Origin of the sequence: Nonomuraea sp. SYSU D8015, assembly GCF_008065375.1 — a bacterium.
Taxonomy (GTDB): domain Bacteria; phylum Actinomycetota; class Actinomycetes; order Streptosporangiales; family Streptosporangiaceae; genus Nonomuraea.
This window is the reverse complement of record NZ_VJYI01000002.1, coordinates 55,334-74,935: the sequence shown is the minus strand read 5'-3', so window position 1 is coordinate 74,935 and position 19,602 is coordinate 55,334. Positions and strand designations below refer to the sequence as shown.

The following is a 19,602-nucleotide window of genomic DNA, read 5'->3' as shown; positions in this document are numbered from 1 at the left end:
CGTAGTACGCGAGACGCATCAGGCGAAGGTGGCATGCATGAGCGCCAGAGTGGGCGGATGCACCCTGACTGAGGCCCGCCGCCCGTTCCCGCTCATCGCGATACGGGCACCCGGACGAAGGCTGAGGCCCAATAGGCCCGGCCCACGAGGCGCGAAACGCGTGGCGTGCTCTCGGTGCCGGCCACAGGCTTGAGCGGCATAGCATCGGGCAACCGCCAACTCCCACGCGCGCACGACACGAGAGGCACAGCACAATGGTCAACCGCGACGCCGTCTCACTCGACGACCCGGTCGGTGAGTCGCTCCGCGGCCACCACACACATCTGGCCCGTCGGCTCGGCCGGGCGGCCGGTTACCTCCCGGAAGTCGCAACCTTCTCCACGGTATCCACCGACCCAGACGCGGCAGAGTGGGCCGATCTCGCTCGTTTGCTCGGTCGCGGCGAGCTCGCCGATCTGTTCAGCTGCCCGGCGACCCCGCCTGCGGACTGGAAGCCGGTCTTCACCCTCGACGGCCTTCAAATGATCGGTCCCGCCGGCAGCCACCCCGGTCACGTTGATGCCGAGCCAGACGCGGGGGTGGTCGAACTGGGCGTCGACGACGTGCCTGAGATGCTCGAGCTCGCTGCGCGGACCCAACCAGGACCGTTCTGGTCCCGCACCCACGAACTCGGTACCTATCTCGGCGTACGCGACAACGGCACATTGGTGGCAATGGCGGGCGAACGGCTCCGACCTCCGGGATGGACCGAGATCAGCGCTGTCTGCACCGCCCCCGAGGCACGTGGGAGAGGCCATGCCGCCCGCCTGGTCAGTGCGCTCGCCGCGCGCATCGCGGCTCGGAGCGAACGTCCCTTCCTCCACGTCGCCGAGGCGAACACCGGCGCGATCGCGCTCTACGAGCGGCTCGGCTTCGAGGCTCGGAAACACGTGACCTTTCGCGGGTTCCGCATTCCGTGATCTCCTCAGGCCCTCGGCGTTGAGACTCTTTCCGGCCGGCTGCCGTCAGGCGGACGTCGACTCCGCACTCGACGGCTTCAACACCTTCACCCTCTGGGCCGTACCGGCATTCCCGACGACGCGGCCGCCACCGTCGACTTCCTCCTGTCCAATCAGACCGACTGGGTCACCGGCGCCGTCTGGGACGTCGACGGCGGTGTCATGGCCGGGACTGCATCGAAGCGCACGCCAAGGCCGCACACGATCTCCACCATCATGTTTCCGACAGGCGGGGCATGCGCAGGTGGGCAGGAGCAGGTGGCCAGCGGCAATTCACTTGACACATCGGTGAGTCGCGAGTTGAGTTTTTCGCCGTGGCCTATCCTCCGCCGATCTTCGTCGCCGGCACCGGTCGGTCGGTCGGGAACATCGCAACTCGCGAACATTCTCGGCGAACACCCGCAGATCCACAGGATTCCAATCGAGACCAGGTTCATTGTCGACCCGGGCGGCTTCAGGGACTTGGCGGATGCACTCACGATTCGATACGACCCTTACGTCGGGGACGACGCCCTCCGCAGGCTGAGCGACATCCTTACGGTGCGACTGGTCAGCAGGAGAGACATCGATCGTGGTCATACCGTTCCTGAGGCCATCGGCGAGCGGCACTACTGGGACGCGGTGGGACGGCTGTGGTCGGAGCTCGTCGCGACCACGTTCGACCAGTTCGTGCCTGCGGCAGGGTTCGGCCACACCGACTGGGCCGCCGGGCCGTTCGAGCATCAGAGTTACCGGCGGGCGATCCCGAAGTACTTCAGCGATCGGAGCGAACTCCTCGAAATCCTTCGTCGCGCAGTCGACGTAATGTTCGGCGGGGCAGCTGCCGACGCGGGAAAGCCGACCTGGTGCGAGAAGACGCCGTTCAACCTTCTGTGCATGGACTTCCTCTGGGAACTCGTCCCTGAGGCCACCATCGTCCACATCAAGCGCCACCCGGTCGCGGTGGTTGCGTCGCACGTCGACCAGCCATGGGCACCGTCCACGGTCGACGGCGCGCTCGCCTGGCTCAAGCCGATCTATGACCGATGGCTCGCCTGGAAGGCGACCGCCGATCTCGACACCAAGCGATACGTTGAGATCAGAGCCGAGGATCTCGCTGCGGACTGGCCGGCCCAGCGGAAGGCGCTCTTCGAGAGCGTTGGCGTTGACGACTTCGCGACCACGTCGACGTTCCGCGCACGCAGCCTCGACCACCGCAACGACCAGTTCGACAGTGACACCCGCGCGCTGATCGAACGAGCACTCGCAGATGTCATCCCAGCCATGGGATACGAGTAGTGGCCGAACAGAACGCGCGCTCGCGAGCGCCGGATCCCGTTATGCGGCAGCAGCGGGAGCTGGAATCGGACATGGCCGAGCTGTCCCGTTGGGGTGACGATCGTCCCGACCTCCTCGGAGGCATCTGCGGTGGCCGCGAAGGTCCGTCGCCTGCTCGCCCATCCTGAACACCTCAACGTGATTGCACAGCGCTACACCCTGCGGGAACTGCGGCGCCTGCAGGACACCATCAGCGATGACCAGGACGCCCGATTGCACGCGCTCTGGGGTTCTGGGGAATTCGCTTCCGAGGAGGAGTTCTGGCGCCGTTTGAGGGAGGGCCCTCTTATCGTTCAGGTCGGCGTCAAACAGGAGATCAACAAGGTTGGGGTGGGCGTCAGTCCACGCGACCGCGCCTTTGCCGCCGCGCTCATCGACCGATATGGGAGAGATCGCGTCCACGTTTTTTGGGACAGGCTGGATGAGGTGTGGTTCTAGGGCAGTGGATCAGCAACGTCGATGGTGCCTTGGTAGATCCGCCCGCGTTTGCCAGTGCTCTGGGCTACGGCCCGGCAGCGGCCCAGCGCCTCTCGCCCCTTGACCGGTTTGTGATCTACGGTATCCCCTTAAGGGGAAGTCGGCCGGCGGCGTGTTGGTGGGCGCGTACCACGGTGGAATCCACGCCCACCGTCCAGTCCGTTCCCTCGGGCGCATCGCAGTCGCCCGTAACCCGTCCAGGATCTTCCCCCAAATTGGCGGACACGCTCGAGCACATGAGACATCACCTCTCCCCCCGCCGCCGGGAAGACGCTCACCCGGCGGTCGTTCATGCCTCGCCCGCGAGCCACTCGTCGAAGGTGGTCGGCGCGATGCGGGCGTTCTCTCCGGGCAGCAGCACGTTGCCGGCCATCTCGGTGCCGAGCGGCCCCGACCATGTGGGCACGAGCTTCACCTTCCGCCCGCGGGCCTCGTTCGTACGCCGGGCCATGTCCACGAGGTCCTGCGGCTCGGGCCCGGCGACGTCCACGTAGCGCCCCTTCGGCTCGCCGGTCGCGATCTCGGCGAGGACCTCGGCCACGTCCGCGGGTGCGATCGGCTGCACGAGCAGCGGCGGGATGGTGGCGACCCCGTCCCGCTCGGTCCAGCTCACCACCGTCGCGGCGAAGTCGTGGAACTGCGTGGCGGGGACGATCGTCCAGGGGACCGGCCCTGCCGCCACGAGGCGCTCCTGCTCCCGCTTGCCCTCGTAGTGAGGGTTGCCCTCGACACGATGGAGCCCCACGATCGACAGCAGCACGTGGTGGCGGACACCGGCCCGTTCCTCGGCGGCGAGCATGTTGCGGGTCGCCGCACCGAAGGACGCCACCGCCTGGGCCCGCTCGGTCGCCGCCAGGTTCGTGGCGTCGACGACCGCCTCGACGCCCGTGAGGGCGTCGTCGAGACCGTCACCGGTCGACAGGTCCACGCCGTGGGAACGGCTGATGCGCACGACGTCGTGCCCGTTCGCTTGGAGCGCGGCGACGGTGAGCGAGCCGATGTTCCCGGTGGCGCCGGCGACTGCGATCCGCACGATGATCTCCTTTCCTTGATCGTTACTCCAGCATGCTTCCAGGGCGGAAACACCCGGACCCGCGGCGTGGCGAGGGGCGTCGTGGGCCAGGTCGGTCAGTCCGGCAGGGACACGCGCAGGGACACGGCGCCGCGGAGGTCGAGCCAGGCCGTGCCGAGGCCGCGCACCAGGCGCAGCACCACCTCCGCGCATCCGGGGGAGCGGGCCACCAGCCCGGGTTCGGGAAAGTCCTCGACCAGATACGGACCGGGTGGGAGCCGGTCGCCGCCCTGGGCCCGCCGCGAAAGCCGCGCGAGACGATGGCCACGGAAGGCCTCCTTCAGCGACGGGTCATCTGGTCCTTCCACCATGCCCGGGCCCGCGATCCGCATGCCTCGGCGAAGGATCTACGGGAAATCCTGAGACGGGACGTTGACCTGCATAAAGCTTGTCCGGGCGGCGCTGCTGGCGGTGGCGGATCCGGCGACTCGCCGCGGTGAGTTCGCACGCATCAAACCCCAACGCACGCGGGTACGTTCGTCCTGTCCGAAATTCCACCGCTCGCGAGGACCTGTCATGCAGGCCATCACCGTCCGAGACCGCGCCGCCGGTCTGGCTGGGCTTTCCCTGACGGAAGTGCCGTACCCCCACGCCGCCGAGAACGACGTCATCGTGCGGGTGCATGCTGCGGCGTTCACCCCCGGAGAGCTCGACTGGCCAGCAACGTGGTCCGATCGTGCGGGGCGCGACCGGACGCCGAGTGTGCCCGGGCATGAGGTGTCGGGTGTCGTCGTCGAGTTGGGGTACGGAACCACCGGCCTGACCGTCGGCCAGCGGGTGTTCGGGCTGACCGACTGGGCCCGTGACGGCTCGCTGGCTGAGTACGTGGCGGTGGAGGCCCGCAACCTCGCGCCCCTGCCGGCCGACGTCGGCCACACCGTGGCTGCCGCACTGCCGATCTCAGGGCTGACCGCATGGCAGGGCCTGTTCGACCACGGCCGCCTTGCTGCCGGTCAGACCGTCCTGATCCACGGCGCCGCGGGCGGTGTCGGTTCTATCGCGGTGCAGCTCGCGCGCGAGGCGGGAGCCCGAGTGATCGGCACCGGCAGGGCCCGCGACAGGGACACGGCGCTCGGGCTCGGCGTGGATGCCTTCCTGGACCTGGAGGCCGATCCCCTGGACGATGCCGGTCAGGTCGACGTGGTGTTCGACGTGATCGGTGGTGACTTCCGGGACCGCTCGGCCGCGCTGGTGCGCGCCGGCGGCACGCTCGTCGCCATCGCCTCCCCACCCACGGTCCGGCCCCGAGACGGGCAGGCGATCTTCTTCGTCGTCGAACCCGATCGCGCCCGGCTCGCGGACCTGGCCCGGCGGCTCCGGGACGGACGGCTCCGCCCGATCATCGGGACCGTGCTGACGCTCGCCGAGGCGCCCTCGGCGCTCGCGGCCGCCCAGCGCACCCCCGGCAAGACGATCATCAGGGTCGCGGCAGGCGAATAGCCGGATACGTGCGCGGACGGCGTGGGGCAGGTGCGACGGTTTCCGTCCACTCCCGCGCACGAACTCGTCGACGGGGGCGGCCGGGCCAGGGCTGCGTGGAGCGCGGGCTGGAAGGCCGCCGATTTTCGCGGAACCCCCAGGCCGGTTCAGCTGCCGGCGACGGTGTATCGGCTCGTGATCGCCACGCGGTTGAAGGCGTTCATCACGGTCGACAGCCAGGCGACCGCCGAGACCTGATCCTCGGAGAGCACTGCGGCGGCCGCCGCGTAGTCGGCGTCGCTCACATGACCATCCGACACCCGCGCGATCGCCTCGGTCAGGCGCAGGGCCGCGCGCTCCATCTCGGAGAAGTAGCCGGTCTCTGCCCATGCCGGCAGCACCGCGAGGCGGTCTGGGTTCTCGCCCTTCTTGAGCGCGTCGCGGGTGTGCATGCGCAGACAGAACGCGCAGCCGTTGATCTGCGACGTACGGATCTTCACCAGCTCGACCAGCAGCGGGTCGAGGCCTGCCGCCGCGGCGCCCTCCTCTGCCGCCGTCGACCAGGCGATGAGAGCCTTGTAGCTGGCCGGGTGCTGCTTGCCGATGTTGACGCGTTGCTGCTCAGTCACGCGTATCACTCTAGGCCGCGTGAACTGCCGCCCCTCCCGCGGGGCACCCGGCCGTGTGGCTCGTCGCGGTTCGCTTCTTGGCCGGCTCGACACGACGACACCGACTGTGCCTGGGCAGACCATCACCAAGGCTTGAATTCGCCCTTGGCAGGTCTTCGAAATGCCTGGGCAGCGTACTCAGGCAACACCTCTCCGCCTGACCGAGACGCCACGCCGAGGTGAGCCCCTTCGGGCCGTGTCCGGTGGTGTGGCGAGTCGGAGCAGTAAGCCCGTGGGGCGAAAGCCGGGACGCCTCGCGATCGTCCCGTCCGCTTCAAAAGTCCGAGCAGGGAAGCTTCAAAAGTCCGAGCAGGAATAGGAGAGCCGTCATGATCCGAGCACGGCTCGCCGGTGGCTTTCTGGCTGCCGGCATGGTGGCCACGGCCGCCGCATGTGCTCCCGTAGCAAAGCGTGCGACCGGCAAGGCGCAGGGTGCCGCCGAGGTGCCGGTTGCCGCCACGGGTTCGCCGCCGCCGACCGAGACGCTCACGACTCTGCTGGAACAGACGCTTCCGAATGTCAGGGGCAAGACGTTCACCTCGGCGATCGCAGCCTTCCCGCCAGGTTCACGCGCGGTGCCGCATCGGCACGGCAACACTTTCGTGTACGCCTACGTGCTCGAAGGCACTTTGCGTAGCCAGATCAGTGGCGAGCCGGTGCGCACTTTCCGCCAGGGCGAGTACTGGGTCGAGCCGCCGGGCGCCCACCATGTGCTCACGGAAAACATCAGCCGGACAAAACCGGCGAAGTTGCTGGTCATTTTCATCTCGAACACAGGGGACAAGATCAAGGTCGATGACCCGCGCGGGTAGTGCGCCGGTTGCATAGCCGGGGTAAGCGCTGATCAGTCGCCCTGTGATCATCGACGACACGTCGGCTTGTTCGCCGTCGCCCACGGCGATGTCCTCACCGCCAAGAAGGACGCCCGCATCGCCCCACCCGCTACACCGACTGGTTGAAGCCGACCCGACGACAGAAACGATCAGAGAGGACGAAGGAGCCCATGAGCACCGAACATTCGCACCACCTCGAGAACCCCAACGCGACTACGCCGCCGCCGAAGATCGAACTCATCTCGTCGGTGCCCTCGCCGCCGCCTATGCCCGACAACGCCGAGGCGATGACAATCCTGGTCACTCTGCCGCCGGGCAGTGAGGGCAACCCGCCGCACCGCCACACCGGTCCGGCCTTCGGCTACATGATCAGAGGCGAGATGATCTTCGAGCTGGAAGGCGAACCACAACGGGTCGTCAAGGCCGGAGAGACGTTCTGGGAGCCCGGCGGCGACCTCATCCACTACCAGGATGCCAACAACCTTCCGGACGCCGAAACCGAATTCGTCGTCACGATGTTCGGTGTGGCCGGACAGCCGATGCTCATCCCGGTGAGCGCCGAAGAACTCGAAGAGCGCCGGGACCGCCGGGCCCCTCGCCCGTAACCGTGGGCGGGGAGGCCGGCCTCGAGCTCAGCCCCGCGTCAGCGCGCAGGTCAGGCCGGCCGGGCGGCAGGCTGGGCCAGTTGCGGCGGGACCTGCGTGACGTTGACAAGCCCCAGAGGAGTAACCGCCGGAATGTCGTACGACAACCTGCTGATCGTGCTGGCGGTGGCCGCCGGTGTCCCGTTCCTCCTCGCCGCGGTGCCCCGCCTTCCCGTACCCGGCGCGGTCCTGGAGATCGTGGCAGGCGTCGTCCTTGGCCCGGCGGTGTTGAACGTGGTAGCGGCGGACACCGCCGTCCAAGCATTGTCGGTCATCGGCCTGGGCTTCCTTCTGTTCCTGGCCGGACTTGAGATCGACATCCGGCGGCTGCGTGGGCCCCGGGCACGACTGGTCAGCGCCGGCCTGCTCGGCTCGGTCGCACTGGCCGCAATCGTCGGCCTGTTGCTGCACGTAGCGGGGCTGGCCGAGAGCCCGCTGCTGATCGGCACTGCTTTGGTGGCCACGTCACTCGGGTTGCTGATTCCCATCTTGAAGGACGTCGGTGCGATCGACCGGCCGGTCGGCCAGCTCACCATCGGCGGAGCCTCGGCCGGTGAGATCAGCGCTGTGGTGCTGCTGTCGCTGCTCTTCTCCGAGCACTCGTCGGGCCCGGGCTCCAGGCTGCTGCTGCTCCTCAGCCTTGTCGGGCTGGCGGTACTCATTGTGCTGGCGTCGATGCAGGCGGGGCGCTCCATGTGGCTTTCCCGGGCCGTGGAGAAGCTGGCGGACACAAGTGCGCAAGTCCGGGTCCGCTTGTCGATGCTCCTCGTCGTCGGACTGTCCGCGATGGCCTTGCATCTCGGGTTCGAGGCCATCCTCGGTGCCTTCGTCGCGGGAGCCGTGCTCCGGTTGATCGACCCCGACGCGGAACGGACCCACCCGCAGTTTCACATCAAACTCGAGGGGCTGGGCTACGGGTTTCTCGTGCCGGTGTTCTTCGTGACGAGCGGCATCCAGTTCAATCTCGGCGCCCTGTTCGCCGACGCTGGGACGGTGTTGCGGGTGCCGATGTTCCTAGCCGCGCTTCTCCTGGTTCGCGGACTTCCCGCACTGGCCTACCGCGCTGCCGGTCTGTCGTGCGCGGACGTCATGGCCAGCGGACTCCTGCAGGCCACATCGCTGCCGGTGATCGTGGCCGCGGCCACGATCGGCCTGAAGCTGGACGCCATCCGTCCGGAGAACGCCGCCGCGCTGGTGGCAGCGGGCCTCCTGTCAGTGGTCGTGTTCCCCCTGATGGCCTTGCGGCTGCTGAGCCGTTCCGACCACCCACGCCGGCGCCCGATCAAGTCGCCTGGCGCAGAGCGTTGACGTGCCTGGTGTTTGCTCTGTGGTCATGCCTCCCCGACATGCCCATATCGTGGGTAATGCGCCCAGCACCCTCTGTGCGAGGGGCAGCTAAGGCCGGAGGCGCGGGATTAGGCGGATCTCGTTCTGAGCGCATTTCCGTACATTGGCCATCAGATTGCAGACGTGGTTCGTTCGCGACAGGCCGTTGCTGCCCCGGCTCACGGACGTCCTCCTTGTGTGTCGGGACACCAAGCCCGTCAGCACACCAAGGGACGTCTTGGCGATCAATCACTACAAGGACTTACCAGGGGGCCGGGGCGCGACAACGCGTCCCGGCTACCCGACGAGGCCGAGTCCGCACCCGACTCGCCCATCCGTCAGGGGAGGCAATACCCCGCCGAGGCGGCGTGAGGAGCGGTTACGCGATGAGGAGGAGCACGCTGATCGCCAGCATCACCACTGCGGTGCCGCCGTGGATGCCGTAGACGGCCGCCTTGGGTCCGTTGCTGCGCAGCACGATCAAGGCGTCGCCCACGGCTATGCCAGTGGCGACCAGCATGAACCAGCCAAGCAGGTGGGGTGACCCGCCGGCCAGCACGATGAAGATGAAGAGCCCGGAGGCTATGTCGCGCACGGCCTTGACGGTCAGCCATGCCTGGAAGCTGCGGTCCTCGGTCGGTGTGCCGGGGATGCCGAAACCGACTGCGACCTGCGGCGCAAGAAGCGCCTATTGTCTAGCGGCGCTAGTTGTCGGGTCGATGATAGGGATACCTGCGACAGAATGTCTAGCGTTGCTAGACCATGTCCGCCATCAAAGAGCGCTGTGAACGCGAACGCGCCCGACGCCATCAGCTGATCATCACAGCAGCCCGCGAACTCGCCGAGGCCGAAGGCTGGGAGGCGGTGACGACGCGACGGCTCGCTGAGCGCGTCGAGTACAGCCAGCCCGTGCTCTACAGCCACTTCAGCGGCAAGGACGCCATCGTCCGTGCCGTCGCGATCGACGGATTCGGCGAACTCGCCGCCCATCTGCGCCGTGCCCGGCTGGCCAACCCCGAGCCACAGCAGGCCCTGCACGCCGTCTGCCGCGCCTACCTGGAGTTCGCTACCGAGCGGCCCGCCCTCTACCAGGCCATGTTCGTCATGCCGACCGACGTGAAGTTCGCGCACGCCGAGACGCCGCCCCCACTGCGCGCCGCCTTCGACGAATTCGTCAGCTGTCTTCGCCCGGACAACGCGCGACGCGAACTGTTCGCCGAAGTCATCTGGAGCGCGTTGCACGGCATAGCCACCCTGTCGGACAGCGGCCGTATTCCCCTGGACAGTGAGGAGGAACGCCTCGACTTCCTCGTCACCCAGCTCGCCGACACCCCAAGCTGACCGGCCTGCAGCTGCTGGGGCCGCGAGTTGCGCTGATATGTTCCGCGCGTCGTCGTCCGGGACGGCCAGGTCCAGATAGAAGCCGGTGTCGGCGGACACGCTGTCGCGCTTTCGCCGATATGTACATGCGTACATTGGATGTGTACGCTTGTACGTATGGTGCCTGACTTTGATGATCGCTCGATGCGTGAGCGGATGCTCGCCGGTGACCTGTACATCGCCGACGATCCAGAGCTGGCCGAGCACATGCTGCGTGCGATGGACCTGATGGACGCGTACAACGCGACGTCGGCCCGTGATCCGCAGCAGCGGCGCGGGCTGCTCACCGAACTGCTCGGCGCGGTCGGTGAGGGCACGGAGATCCGGCCGCCGCTGCGGGTCGACTACGGCAGCCACATCCGCATCGGCGCCCGGTCGTTCGCCAACTTCGGTCTCGTCGCCTTGGACGTCGCGCCGATCACCATTGGCGACGACGTGCAGATCGGGTCATATGTGCAGCTCATGACGCCGACGCACCCGGTCGATCCGGAGCTGCGCCGGGCGAAGTGGGAGGCCGCGAAGCCGATCACCATCGGTGACAACGTGTGGCTGGGCAGCGGGGCGATCGTCCTGGCCGGGGTCACGATCGGGGAGAACACCGTCGTCGGCGCCGGCGCGGTGGTCACCCGGGATCTCCCGGCGAACGTCGTCGCCGTGGGCAACCCCGCCCGCGTGATCCGTACCATCGAGCCGGGTACGGCATGAGCAGCCCCACCGCCCCGCGGCCACCCGTCCCACGGCGGCCTCGCCGGCACGACCCCGGACGACGGGACCGGCTGATCGACGCCGCGCTCACGGTCATCGCTGAGCGTGGCGTCGCCGGGACGACGCACCGGGAGATCGCCCGCGCTGCCGACGTGCCGCTGGGCTCGATGACCTACCACTTCGCGTCCCTGGAGGAGGTGCTCGCCGAGGCGTTCACCCGGCACGCCGAGTCGGTGGCCCGTGTTTTCGACGAGCGGCTGAGCGCCGCGCAGGACCGGGACGCGGCGGTCGAGGCCGTCATCACGCTGGTGGCCGACGACCTGCTCGGCTCGCGGCACGACCTCGTCCTTTCCGTGGAGCTGTACGTGGCCGCGGCACGCAACCCGGCCCTGAGGGCCGTCACCCAGGCCTGGATGGCGCGCAGCCGGCAGGCGCTGGAACGCCACTTCGACGCCACCACCGCCCGGGAGCTGGACGCACTCATCGAAGGGCTCGTGCTGCACAGCGCCCTGTCGACCGACCCGATGACGTCCGAGCAGATCCGCCACGCCATCCACCGGTTCCTGCGCTGACCCCTTCCCTCGCACCTACGTTTGGAAAGCCGCATGTCCGCTGCCGCCGCTCCCCTCGCCGCGCCCACCCGTCAGGCACGCCTGGCCCGCGCCGCCGTCGCGGCGCTGTTCCTCACCAACGGCGCCGTGTTCTTCAACGTCGTCCCGCGCTACCCGCAGATCAAGGCCGATCTCGGCGTGAGCAACGCCGTCTTCGGCGCCGCGCTTGCCGGGTACTCGATCGGCGCGCTGCTGGCCGGGCTGCTCGCCGGCGCCGCCATCCGCCGGTTCGGCTCCGCACGCGTGGCGGCGTTCGGGATCGTCGCGACCACCATCGCGACGCTGCCCATCCCCTTCGCGCCGAACTGGATCGCGTTCGGTCTCGTGCTGTTCGTCATCGGCGCGCTGGACGCGGTCGTCGATGTCGCGCAGAACGCCCACGGCCTGCGGGTCCAACGGCTCTACCGGCGTTCGATCCTCAATTCGCTGCACGGCGTGTGGAGCATCGGCGCGGTCCTGGGCGGCCTGATGGGCTCGGCCGCCGCCGGCCTCCACATCCCCCTCGCGGTCCACCTGAGCATCTCCGCGACGCTGTTCAGCATCGTCGCCCTCGTCGCCTACCGGTTCCTGCTGCCAGGCCCCGAAGACGCCGAACGCCCCGCCGAAGCCCAGGACGTCGCCGCAGCGGACGGGCACCCGGCCGCCCCACCGGCCCACGGACGTTGGCGCTCGTTCACCGGCTCGGCCGTGCGGATGCTCGCCGCTCTCGGCGTGCTGGCCGCCTGCGGCGCCCTCGTCGAGGACGCCGGCGCGTCATGGGGCGCCCTCTACCTCAACGGCGACCTGCACGCCAGTGCCGCCACCGCCGGCCTGGCCGTCGTGGCCCTCCAGATCGCCATGACCGTCGGCCGCCTCACCGGCGACCGTGTCGTGGACCGCTTCGGCCAGCGCACCGTCGTGCGTGCTGGAGGAGCTCTCGCCGCCGTCGGCATGGGCGCCGCCCTCGCCATGCCCAGCGTGGGCACCGCGTTGGCGGGCTTCGCCCTCGCCGGGCTCGGCGTGGCCACCCTCGTCCCTGCCGCCATGCACACCGCCGACGAACTACCCGGACTGCCCGCTGGCACCGGCCTCACCATCGTCAGCTGGCTGCTGCGCGGCGGATTCCTGCTGTCCCCGCCCCTGGTGGGATTCGTCGCCGACCTCGCCAGTCTGCGCGTCGGCCTGCTGTCCGTCGTTCTCGCCGGCGTCATCACCGTCGTGCTCGCCCGCGTCCTGGTGAACCGCACGCCCGCCTAAGTCCAGCGTTCAGCTGTCGGCTCAGCCGGAACGGTCACGAGCTGTAAAAGCGTCGGCTCTTTCCGGGGAAAGGGTGCTCGACACCGCTCGGCGACGCTGACCACTCCCCGGCACACGGGCCCCGCTCGGCTCCGTGTCGGAGAGTTTCGTGACGTCGCCAGACCTTGAGGTGTCGTAGCCGCCCAGTGAGGTGATCCTGTCACGCAGGGTCGGCGTGCGTAGTGCGGCGGTGAGATGAGCAGCCGGGTCGAGGGCGTGCCCGGCCAGCCCGATGTCGAAGTCCTCCCAGGTCAGGGGAATGAACTCGAGGCCCAGGTCGGTTGCGGCCGAGCGGACTCCGAGGCCGGCGTCGACGGTGCCGGTGGCGACGGCCAGGGCGACCTCGAGATGGGAGCCGACCTGCGGTCCCCGGAGCCTGTCCGGGTCGTGACCGGCGGCCAGGAGCAGCCGGTCCAGAAGGATTCGGGTCCCGGTGCCCGGGCGTCGGGTGGAGACCCGCCGCTCTGCGAGATCGGCGATGCCGGTGATGCGGTGGGGGTTGCCCGGCGGCACGATCAGCCCTTGCTCGCGTCGCCAGAGGTGGATCAAGTGCGGTTCCAGGCCCCGCAGCATGCCGAGCGCGAAAGGCGCGTTGTAGACCCCGGTGTGGTGCAGCAGATGGATCGCGGCGCCGTCGGCGTGGCCCTGACGCACCGCGCTGAGGCCGGCGACACTGCCCTCGCGCGTGACGACTTTCAGCTTTCCGTCCAGCGCGCCGGTGAGGAGGTCGAGAGCGGGATCGTCGCTGCCGGCGAGGGTGAAGACCGAGTCCACGTGCAGGAACCGGCGGGCGGCGAGCGCAGCGCCGGGGGCTACGCGTGCACGGCGACGGTCGGCCAGTTCCAGCACGCCGGCGTCGGCCAGCCGGCGCTGTGCCCGGCTGACGGTGGAGGCCGTGGTGTGCCACTGCTGGGCGAGATCGCGGACCCCCGGCAGCTCGTCGCCAGGGTGGAGGGTCCCCGCGCTGATCTGATGGGCGAGGTCGGTGCAAATCTCCCGATATCGGGTCACGCTTGGATAATTTACACTTGCACTGCTCTGAAGTAGCACAGATGGGGCCACAGTGATGAGCAGAAGGCTCTTGGTAGTCATTTGCGCGTGGGTCGCGACGTTCTTACTGGCCGGGTGCGGGAGCGCCCCCTCCTCCAGCGGGCCGGTGGCGAACCCTTCGGCGGAGAAGTCACTGATCTTGGCCACGACGACCAGCACCCAGGACAGCGGGTTGCTCGATGAGCTGCTGCCGGCGTTCACCCGCGACAGCGGCTGGCAGGTCAAGACCCTGGCGGTCGGTAGTGGGCAGGCCATCGAACTGGGCCGTCGCGGGGAGGCCGACGTGCTCCTGGTGCATTCCCCCGCGGCGGAGGCGAAGTTCGTGGCCGAGGGCAGCGCCGGCTCGCGGCGGCTGGTGATGCACAACGACTTCGTGCTGATCGGCCCACGGGCCGACCCGGCCAAGATACGGGGCGCGAAGAGCGCAGAGGCGATGAAGAAGATCGCGGCCGCGCGGGCGGTGTTCCTCTCCCGGGGCGATGAGTCGGGTACGCATGCCAAGGAGAAGGACCTCTGGTCCAAGGCGGCGGTGACCCCAGGCGGATCCTGGTACCAGTCCACCGGGCAGGGCATGGGCGAGACACTGCGGGTCGCCAGTGAGAAGGCCGCCTACACCTTGTCGGACCGGGCCACCTATCTCACCCAGCGCGGCACCCTGGCGCTGGAGGTGCTCAGCGAGGGCGATCCGGGCCTGCTCAACGTCTACCACGTCATCGAGATGACCAAGAAGGCAGGCGATCGGGTGCAGCCCGACGGAGCGAAGGCATTCGCCGACTGGATCGTCGCCCCACCCGCGCAGCGGCTCATCGGTGCTTTCGGGCGGGCGAAGTTCGGCCAGCCGTTGTTCACCGCGGACGCGGGCGCGGACGAGGCGAAACTGGGCCAGTGAGCATGGCCGGGGAGCTATTTGATGGACGTGCTGTTCGACGGGCTGATAGACGCGATCGGATTACTGCTCTCCGGGGACCAGGACAGCTGGTCGATCATCATGCTGACCCTGCGAGTCTCGTTGAGCGCGACCGCGATCGCCCTGCTGATCGGATTGCCGCTGGGCGCGGCCCTGGCGCTGGCGCGCTTCCCGGGCCGGCGGATCGTCCTGGCGGCAGCCAATACAGGGATGGGCCTGCCGCCGGTAGTGGTCGGTCTGTTCGTCACCGTGCTGCTGTGGCGCAGCGGGCCGCTGGGCGGGCTCGAGCTGCTCTACACCCCGACCGCGATGGTCATCGCCCAGGCCGCGATCGCCACCCCGATCGTGGTCGCACTGGTCGCGGCCGCGCTGCAACAGGTCGATCCCGACTTCCGGGTTCAGATGCAGGCTCTGGGAGCGACTTCGATCCGCGCGTTCGCGGCACTGCTGGGCGAGGCCAGGTTGCCGCTGCTGGCCGGGGCAATGGCCGCGTTCGGCGCAGTGGTCAGTGAAGTCGGGGCCGCGCAGATGGTCGGGGGCAACCTGGCTGGACAGACCCGGGTGCTGACCACCGCTGCGGTACTGGCCACCAGCCGGGGCCAGTTCTCGCTCGCCATCGCGTTCGGCATCATCTTGCTGCTGATCGCGTTCGGCGTGAACCTGTCGCTGACCCTGACGCAACAGCGACGGACAGTGCCGCGGTGAGCGGCCTCAGCACCGGGATCGGGTGCCGAGACCTGCGTGTGCACGCCGGCGGCCGGGAACTGCTCAGCGTGCCGGAGTTGCACGTCGCGGCGGGACGCACGCTGGCCGTGCTCGGTCCCAACGGCGCCGGCAAGTCCACCCTGCTGCGCGCGCTGGGCCTGCTCACCAGCCACCGTGTCAGCGGACAGATCCTGCTCGACGGCCGCCCCGCGACACGGTCACTGATGCGCGAGGCGATCGCGGCCGTGCTGCAACGGCCGATCCTGCGCCGCGGCACGGTGGCCGCCAACGTGATCAGCGGACTGCGTTTTCGCGGCATGAGCCGCCGCGAGGCCCGAATCCGCGCATGGCCGTGGATCGAGTCGCTCGGCCTGGCGCCCCTCGCCGACCGGGATGTCGGCACCCTGTCCATAGGCGAGGCTCAACGGGTCAGCATCACCCGCGCGCTCGCGGTCGGACCCCGGGTGCTGCTGCTCGACGAGCCGTTCAGCGGGTTGGACAGCACTACCCGCGCCGACCTGCTCGCCGACCTGCGTGCCGCGCTGACCGGGCAGCCCACCGCCACGATCCTGGTCACCCACGACCGGCAGGAGGCCCTCGCCCTCGCCGAGGACACCGCGCTGCTGATCGACGGCCGGATCCGCCAGCACGGGCCGACCACCGAGGTGCTGGACCGCCCCAGTGACGCCGACACGGCCCGACTGCTCGGTTACACCAACCTCCTCCCGGCGGCTCTCACCGGCCGGACGCACACCCTCGCGGCGCGGCCCGAGCACACCCAACTCGTTCTCGACCCGTCCGAGGATCCCGCCGACCAAACCGATGCTGTACGGGTGGTGACCGGAACGCTGCGCCGGACCGTCGCACTCGGCATCGCCACCCGCGTCGACGTCGATACCTCCACCGGCCGGCTGACGTGCCTGCACCCCGGCGACGTGCTCGCCACCGAGCTTCCCCCGATCGGCAGCAACGTCCGCGTCAGGATTCGGCACGCGCGGTCATTGGTCATCGCCGACTGAGACGACACCTTCATCACAGCGCCCGCCCGGCCGATCCCCACGAGGGATGGCATGGCCACCACGTTCACGGCTCCACCCATGAGCCCCGGGACATTGACGACCGCGCGTCCACCGGCGGCAGTGGACGAGGCGGCCAGGCTGACGCAGCCCGCCAGGTCGAGCGGCGTCTGTATCTCCTCCGCGACGGCGCTGACGTGCTCGGCGACCCAGGCGGGCAGTGCGCGCACCGGGACGGGCGGCAGTTCGCCGCGCCGGCCCAGCGGCGTCGGCGTCGCCCAGGCGGGGATGTGTCGTGCAGTCCGGCGAGGTGGATGCTGTTGAGGATGGCGTCCGCGGTTGGCCGGGTGCCGTGCACGTTCAGGGTGGTTCGGAGGACGGCAGGCGAGAGGCCGTGCGACTGGCTGACCCACCGACTTCCGTACATGGCCGCTTTCGTCGCCCCACGGGGAGCTCGCTGACGGCGATCACAACATTGACGGGAGTCGATCGCAAGGTTACGGTCGGGACCGTTATGGCGCACGAATGAACACCAATGGAGGTGGTACCGTGCAGATCCTCGTGGAGGGTCCATTAGCGTGGCCGATCCGGCGGCGCACTCGACGCCGGTCCGTCCGCAGGAAAGGCAGAGGCGCGTGAGACGCGCCCTGCGCGGAACGGTGGCGACGGCGCTCCTGGCGGCGCTGCTCGCGGTGCCGTTCACACCGGCGCAGGCGGCCGACCTGCGAATCGTCAACGACGGCTTCGACGATGGGCTGACCGGCTGGAGCGGCTCGCACACCGCCGGCGGCGTCGACGCCGTGACCTGGGACGGGCGTACCACCGCGCGCGTCACCGACACCGATCCGGCTGCCGCCTACGGCAGAGAGAGCGTGCCGGGCCTGCCCGCCTCGGCGGGGACTCGCTACACGCTGCACGCCGAGGTCTGGGCCGACAGCGGCGCCGCGCATCTGTATCTGCGTTTCAGGGATGCCTCCGGCGGTCTTCTCGCTGGCGGTGCGAACGCCTCGGCGACGGGCAGGCGGTGGAACCGCGTCACGGCCTCGGGCGTCGCGCCCGCCGGCACGGCCACCGTCTCGGCCCTCATCTACTCGGGTGTGGCCGACGTGGGCACCGCCTACTGGGACGAGGTGCTGATCACCAAGGACGTGACCGATCTGGGCGTGCAGATCGTCAGCACCGTGCCCAACGCCACCACCTTCGCGGGCGGCAGCGCCTACGCTCTCTACACCGGCACCGCCGACGTCAACCCACAGCTCGCCGTGATCGACCTCGCCACCGAGAGGGTGACCAGGAAGATCGTCATCCCGGACACCTCGGCCACGCCCACCGTCGGCGGGTGGGCGGCGGCCACCGCCACCGACGGCAGCGTCTACCTCGGCACCTATCCGAACTCCAAGCTCTACCGGCACGTCCCTGGCCAGTCCACGGTCACCGACCTAGGGCGGGCCGAGGGCGGCTACTCGTTCATCTGGGACCTGGAGCCCGGAGCGGGAGGGAAGGTGTACGGCGGCACGTACAACGACGGCCGCTACTTCAAGTACGACGACGGCGCCTTCACCACGATCGGGAACCAGCCGATCGTGGCCGGCGCGCAGTACGTACGCAGCCTCGCCCACGACCCGGACGCCAACGCCACATACCTGGGCACCGGGACGAACGCCGCGCTGGTCAGGTTCGACAACGTCACGGGGCGAGTGGACAGCCTCCTTCCCGCGGCCTACGCACACAACTCCATGGTGGGCGGGCTCACCTGGACCGGCGGCAGGCTGTTCGCCTGGATCGACCGCACACTGCTCGTCCTGCGCGTCGTACGCAACGCCGACGGCTCGCACGCCGCCGTCACCGACGCCGCGATCACCGACGTGGACCTGCACCACTCCCCGGCCCGCGATGGCAAGGTCTGGCTCGTCAAGGACGGCCTGCTCCACTCCTACGACGTGGGCACCAGATCCGTCCAGGCAACCTCCGTCCGGCCCGGGCTCGACGTCACCGGCTACACCTGGTCCGGCGGCACGCTGGTCGGCCTCGGCGCGGCCGTGGACGGCACCAGGATCTTCAAGTACGACCCGGCGAGCGGCCAGTGGAGCACTCGCGTCGTCTCCGGCACCCCCGAACTGCCGGCCGCGATCAACGCGCTGGGCGCGGGACCCGACGGCCGCATCTACACCGGCGGTTACCTGACCGGCGGCAACGGCGTCTACGACCCGCTGCGGGGCGACGAGAAGGACGGCCAGCCGGACACGCGGACCCTCACCGGGCTCAACCAGACCGACAGCCTGCTGACGCACGACGGCCGGCTCTACATCGGCGTCTACCCGTCGGCCAGGCTCTACCGCCACGACCCCGCGGGCTCCTGGCCGCCCACGCTCCTGTACACCGGCGGCGAGGCGGGCGACAAGGCCGACGACTGCGAGCCGGGCAAGGGCCCGCCGCCGCAGGACCGGCCGTACGCGCTCGCCGGCGGCCCGGACGGCGCCGTCTACATGGGCACGGTCCCGAAGTACGGCAAGCGCAGCGGCGCCCTCACCGTCTGGAAGGAGGGCACGGCCGGGCGGACCGTCTGCGTGGTGCCGAACCAGTCCGTCGTCTCGCTGGCCTACGCGGGAGGCAGGCTGTTCGGCGGCACCTCCACGCGCGGCGCGCTGGGCGTCGACCCCGTCTACGCGCCGGGGGCATCGGCCACGCTCTTCTCCTACGACGCCGCCGCCGGCGCCGTGCGCCTGCATCCGCTCCCGCTGACGGCGCCCAAGGCCGTCACGGCGCTCACGGAGGTGGACGGCGAGCTCTGGGGGCTGGCGGGCGGTTCGCTGTTCACGCTCGATCCGGCCACGCCCGGGACGATCACGGCGAAACGGCTGTTCCCCGATCCCGACTACGCCGCCAGGCCCAGCCTCGCCTGGCGTGACGGGGTGCTGCTGACCGTGCCGCAAGATCCGGGCCACGTGTATGGCACGCTCGGCGACCAGATCTTCAAGATCGCAAAGTCGACGAAAGTGCTGACCGTGCTGCGGACGGATCCGGGGATGGAAGGGCTGACGGCCGACGGGTACGGCAACCTCTACTACAAGATCAACGAGCGACTGCATCGGCTCGCGATATCCCGGACGTGAAAGACGCCTGGCTGATTTCGGTCTGAACCGATTCCGTGTCTCGCTATCTCCCTCTCCTCGACACGCAAGGATGCATGCCCGTGCGA

General features: G+C 69.2%; 19 protein-coding genes and 2 pseudogenes. 16 read left to right on the top strand and 5 right to left on the bottom strand.

Translation table 11 applies throughout. From position 1 onward, the window contains the following. Positions 1 to 254: 254 nt before the first annotated feature. From ID574_RS09455 to ID574_RS09440, 4 genes and pseudogenes are all read left to right on the top strand, one after another. Positions 255 to 959, top strand: coding sequence for a GNAT family N-acetyltransferase (locus ID574_RS09455; RefSeq protein ID WP_188188453.1), 705 nt, complete (start codon positions 255 to 257; stop codon positions 957 to 959). 39 nt (positions 960 to 998) lie between these two features. Next, positions 999 to 1,148 (top strand): annotated as a pseudogene (locus ID574_RS62370) (beta-ketoacyl-ACP reductase); the annotation flags it as partial. 108 nt (positions 1,149 to 1,256) lie between these two features. Next, positions 1,257 to 2,276, top strand: a complete 1,020-nt coding sequence (locus ID574_RS09445) for a sulfotransferase family protein (RefSeq protein ID WP_223166535.1) — start codon at positions 1,257 to 1,259, stop codon at positions 2,274 to 2,276. A gap of 93 nt (positions 2,277 to 2,369) precedes the next feature. Then, complete coding sequence (locus ID574_RS09440) at positions 2,370 to 2,753, top strand: hypothetical protein (RefSeq protein WP_188188451.1); 384 nt, start codon at positions 2,370 to 2,372, stop codon at positions 2,751 to 2,753. A 328-nt stretch (positions 2,754 to 3,081) separates the two neighbouring features. Here the strand turns inward: ID574_RS09440 and ID574_RS09435 are convergent, their stop codons facing one another. Together ID574_RS09435 and ID574_RS09430 are read right to left on the bottom strand one after the other, a co-directional pair. Then, positions 3,082 to 3,825: an SDR family oxidoreductase gene (locus ID574_RS09435; protein ID WP_188188450.1), complete on the bottom strand. Its 744-nt coding sequence runs from the start codon at positions 3,823 to 3,825 to the stop codon at positions 3,082 to 3,084. Positions 3,826 to 3,920: 95 nt separating this feature from the next. Next, the gene (locus tag ID574_RS09430; RefSeq protein ID WP_188189598.1) at positions 3,921 to 4,196 is read right to left on the bottom strand and encodes a DUF6510 family protein; all 276 of its coding nucleotides are present in this window, start codon (positions 4,194 to 4,196) and stop codon (positions 3,921 to 3,923) included. Between the two features lie 184 nt (positions 4,197 to 4,380). Between ID574_RS09430 and ID574_RS09425 the strand changes: the two genes are divergently transcribed. Next, a complete protein-coding gene (locus ID574_RS09425; protein ID WP_188188449.1) occupies positions 4,381 to 5,304 on the top strand; it encodes an NADP-dependent oxidoreductase in 924 nt (307 codons plus the stop codon). Between the two features lie 146 nt (positions 5,305 to 5,450). On the opposite strand, the gene ID574_RS09420 is transcribed toward ID574_RS09425, so the two are convergent. Then, positions 5,451 to 5,912 (bottom strand): carboxymuconolactone decarboxylase family protein, encoded by a 462-nt coding sequence (locus ID574_RS09420; RefSeq protein ID WP_188188448.1) that lies wholly within the window; start codon positions 5,910 to 5,912, stop codon positions 5,451 to 5,453. A gap of 368 nt (positions 5,913 to 6,280) precedes the next feature. Between ID574_RS09420 and ID574_RS09415 the strand changes: the two genes are divergently transcribed. The 3 genes from ID574_RS09415 to ID574_RS09405 all read left to right on the top strand — a co-directional run bounded on the left by ID574_RS09415 (position 6,281) and on the right by ID574_RS09405 (position 8,736). Further along, positions 6,281 to 6,763 carry a cupin domain-containing protein gene (locus tag ID574_RS09415; RefSeq protein ID WP_188188447.1) on the top strand — a complete coding sequence of 161 codons (483 nt, stop codon included), beginning with the start codon at positions 6,281 to 6,283 and terminating at the stop codon, positions 6,761 to 6,763. A gap of 191 nt (positions 6,764 to 6,954) precedes the next feature. Then, positions 6,955 to 7,389: a cupin domain-containing protein gene (locus ID574_RS09410; RefSeq protein ID WP_188188446.1), complete on the top strand. Its 435-nt coding sequence runs from the start codon at positions 6,955 to 6,957 to the stop codon at positions 7,387 to 7,389. Positions 7,390 to 7,521: 132 nt separating this feature from the next. Next, the gene (locus ID574_RS09405; RefSeq protein ID WP_188188445.1) at positions 7,522 to 8,736 is read left to right on the top strand and encodes a cation:proton antiporter; all 1,215 of its coding nucleotides are present in this window, start codon (positions 7,522 to 7,524) and stop codon (positions 8,734 to 8,736) included. Positions 8,737 to 9,133: 397 nt separating this feature from the next. On the opposite strand, the pseudogene ID574_RS09400 reads toward ID574_RS09405, so the two are convergent. After that, a pseudogene (locus ID574_RS09400) lies at positions 9,134 to 9,427 on the bottom strand (DUF4267 domain-containing protein); the annotation flags it as partial. Positions 9,428 to 9,516: 89 nt separating this feature from the next. Between ID574_RS09400 and ID574_RS09395 the strand changes: the two are divergent. The 4 genes from ID574_RS09395 (at position 9,517) to ID574_RS09380 (ending at position 12,686) form a co-directional block, all read left to right on the top strand. Further along, positions 9,517 to 10,095: a TetR/AcrR family transcriptional regulator gene (locus ID574_RS09395; protein WP_188188444.1), complete on the top strand. Its 579-nt coding sequence runs from the start codon at positions 9,517 to 9,519 to the stop codon at positions 10,093 to 10,095. 183 nt (positions 10,096 to 10,278) lie between these two features. Beyond that, positions 10,279 to 10,839: a sugar O-acetyltransferase gene (locus ID574_RS09390; protein ID WP_188188443.1), complete on the top strand. Its 561-nt coding sequence runs from the start codon at positions 10,279 to 10,281 to the stop codon at positions 10,837 to 10,839. Then, entirely contained in the window at positions 10,836 to 11,411 is a 576-nt protein-coding gene (locus tag ID574_RS09385) for a TetR/AcrR family transcriptional regulator (protein ID WP_188188442.1), read from the top strand. The genes ID574_RS09390 and ID574_RS09385 overlap by 4 nt, the downstream gene beginning before the upstream one ends. Before the next feature lie 33 nt (positions 11,412 to 11,444). Then, entirely contained in the window at positions 11,445 to 12,686 is a 1,242-nt protein-coding gene (locus tag ID574_RS09380) for an MFS transporter (RefSeq protein WP_188188441.1), read from the top strand. A 21-nt stretch (positions 12,687 to 12,707) separates the two neighbouring features. Here ID574_RS09380 and ID574_RS09375 read toward each other — a convergent pair whose 3' ends face one another. Then, positions 12,708 to 13,736 (bottom strand): substrate-binding domain-containing protein, encoded by a 1,029-nt coding sequence (locus tag ID574_RS09375; RefSeq protein WP_188188440.1) that lies wholly within the window; start codon positions 13,734 to 13,736, stop codon positions 12,708 to 12,710. Between the two features lie 55 nt (positions 13,737 to 13,791). On the opposite strand from ID574_RS09375, the gene ID574_RS09370 reads away from it, so the two are divergent. From ID574_RS09370 to ID574_RS09355, 4 genes are all read left to right on the top strand, one after another. Then, positions 13,792 to 14,664 carry an ABC transporter substrate-binding protein gene (locus ID574_RS09370; protein ID WP_188188439.1) on the top strand — a complete coding sequence of 291 codons (873 nt, stop codon included), beginning with the start codon at positions 13,792 to 13,794 and terminating at the stop codon, positions 14,662 to 14,664. Positions 14,665 to 14,685: 21 nt separating this feature from the next. Continuing rightward, on the top strand, positions 14,686 to 15,387 hold the full coding sequence (locus tag ID574_RS09365) for an ABC transporter permease (protein ID WP_188188438.1): 702 nt from the start codon (positions 14,686 to 14,688) through the stop codon (positions 15,385 to 15,387). Next, the gene (locus tag ID574_RS09360; protein ID WP_188188437.1) at positions 15,384 to 16,406 is read left to right on the top strand and encodes an ABC transporter ATP-binding protein; all 1,023 of its coding nucleotides are present in this window, start codon (positions 15,384 to 15,386) and stop codon (positions 16,404 to 16,406) included. The genes ID574_RS09365 and ID574_RS09360 overlap by 4 nt, the downstream gene beginning before the upstream one ends. Positions 16,407 to 17,038: 632 nt before the next feature. Continuing rightward, positions 17,039 to 19,516: a ligand-binding sensor domain-containing protein gene (locus tag ID574_RS09355; RefSeq protein WP_188188436.1), complete on the top strand. Its 2,478-nt coding sequence runs from the start codon at positions 17,039 to 17,041 to the stop codon at positions 19,514 to 19,516. The last annotated feature ends 86 nt before the right edge of the window (positions 19,517 to 19,602 follow it).

What these genes read in the sequence shown, in the direction of transcription:
- ID574_RS09385 (WP_188188442.1), top strand. Translation starts at nt 10,836, where the DNA reads ATGAGCAGCCCCACCGCCCCGCGGCCACCCGTCCCACGGCGGCCTCGC.
- ID574_RS09380 (WP_188188441.1), top strand. Translation starts at nt 11,445, where the DNA reads ATGTCCGCTGCCGCCGCTCCCCTCGCCGCGCCCACCCGTCAGGCACGC.
- ID574_RS09415 (WP_188188447.1), top strand. Translation starts at nt 6,281, where the DNA reads ATGATCCGAGCACGGCTCGCCGGTGGCTTTCTGGCTGCCGGCATGGTG.
- ID574_RS09430 (WP_188189598.1), bottom strand. Translation starts at nt 4,196, where the DNA reads ATGCGGATCGCGGGCCCGGGCATGGTGGAAGGACCAGATGACCCGTCG.
- ID574_RS09365 (WP_188188438.1), top strand. Translation starts at nt 14,686, where the DNA reads ATGGACGTGCTGTTCGACGGGCTGATAGACGCGATCGGATTACTGCTC.
- ID574_RS09390 (WP_188188443.1), top strand. Translation starts at nt 10,279, where the DNA reads ATGCGTGAGCGGATGCTCGCCGGTGACCTGTACATCGCCGACGATCCA.
- ID574_RS09425 (WP_188188449.1), top strand. Translation starts at nt 4,381, where the DNA reads ATGCAGGCCATCACCGTCCGAGACCGCGCCGCCGGTCTGGCTGGGCTT.
- ID574_RS09410 (WP_188188446.1), top strand. Translation starts at nt 6,955, where the DNA reads ATGAGCACCGAACATTCGCACCACCTCGAGAACCCCAACGCGACTACG.
- ID574_RS09455 (WP_188188453.1), top strand. Translation starts at nt 255, where the DNA reads ATGGTCAACCGCGACGCCGTCTCACTCGACGACCCGGTCGGTGAGTCG.
- ID574_RS09370 (WP_188188439.1), top strand. Translation starts at nt 13,792, where the DNA reads ATGAGCAGAAGGCTCTTGGTAGTCATTTGCGCGTGGGTCGCGACGTTC.
- ID574_RS09405 (WP_188188445.1), top strand. Translation starts at nt 7,522, where the DNA reads ATGTCGTACGACAACCTGCTGATCGTGCTGGCGGTGGCCGCCGGTGTC.
- ID574_RS09395 (WP_188188444.1), top strand. Translation starts at nt 9,517, where the DNA reads ATGTCCGCCATCAAAGAGCGCTGTGAACGCGAACGCGCCCGACGCCAT.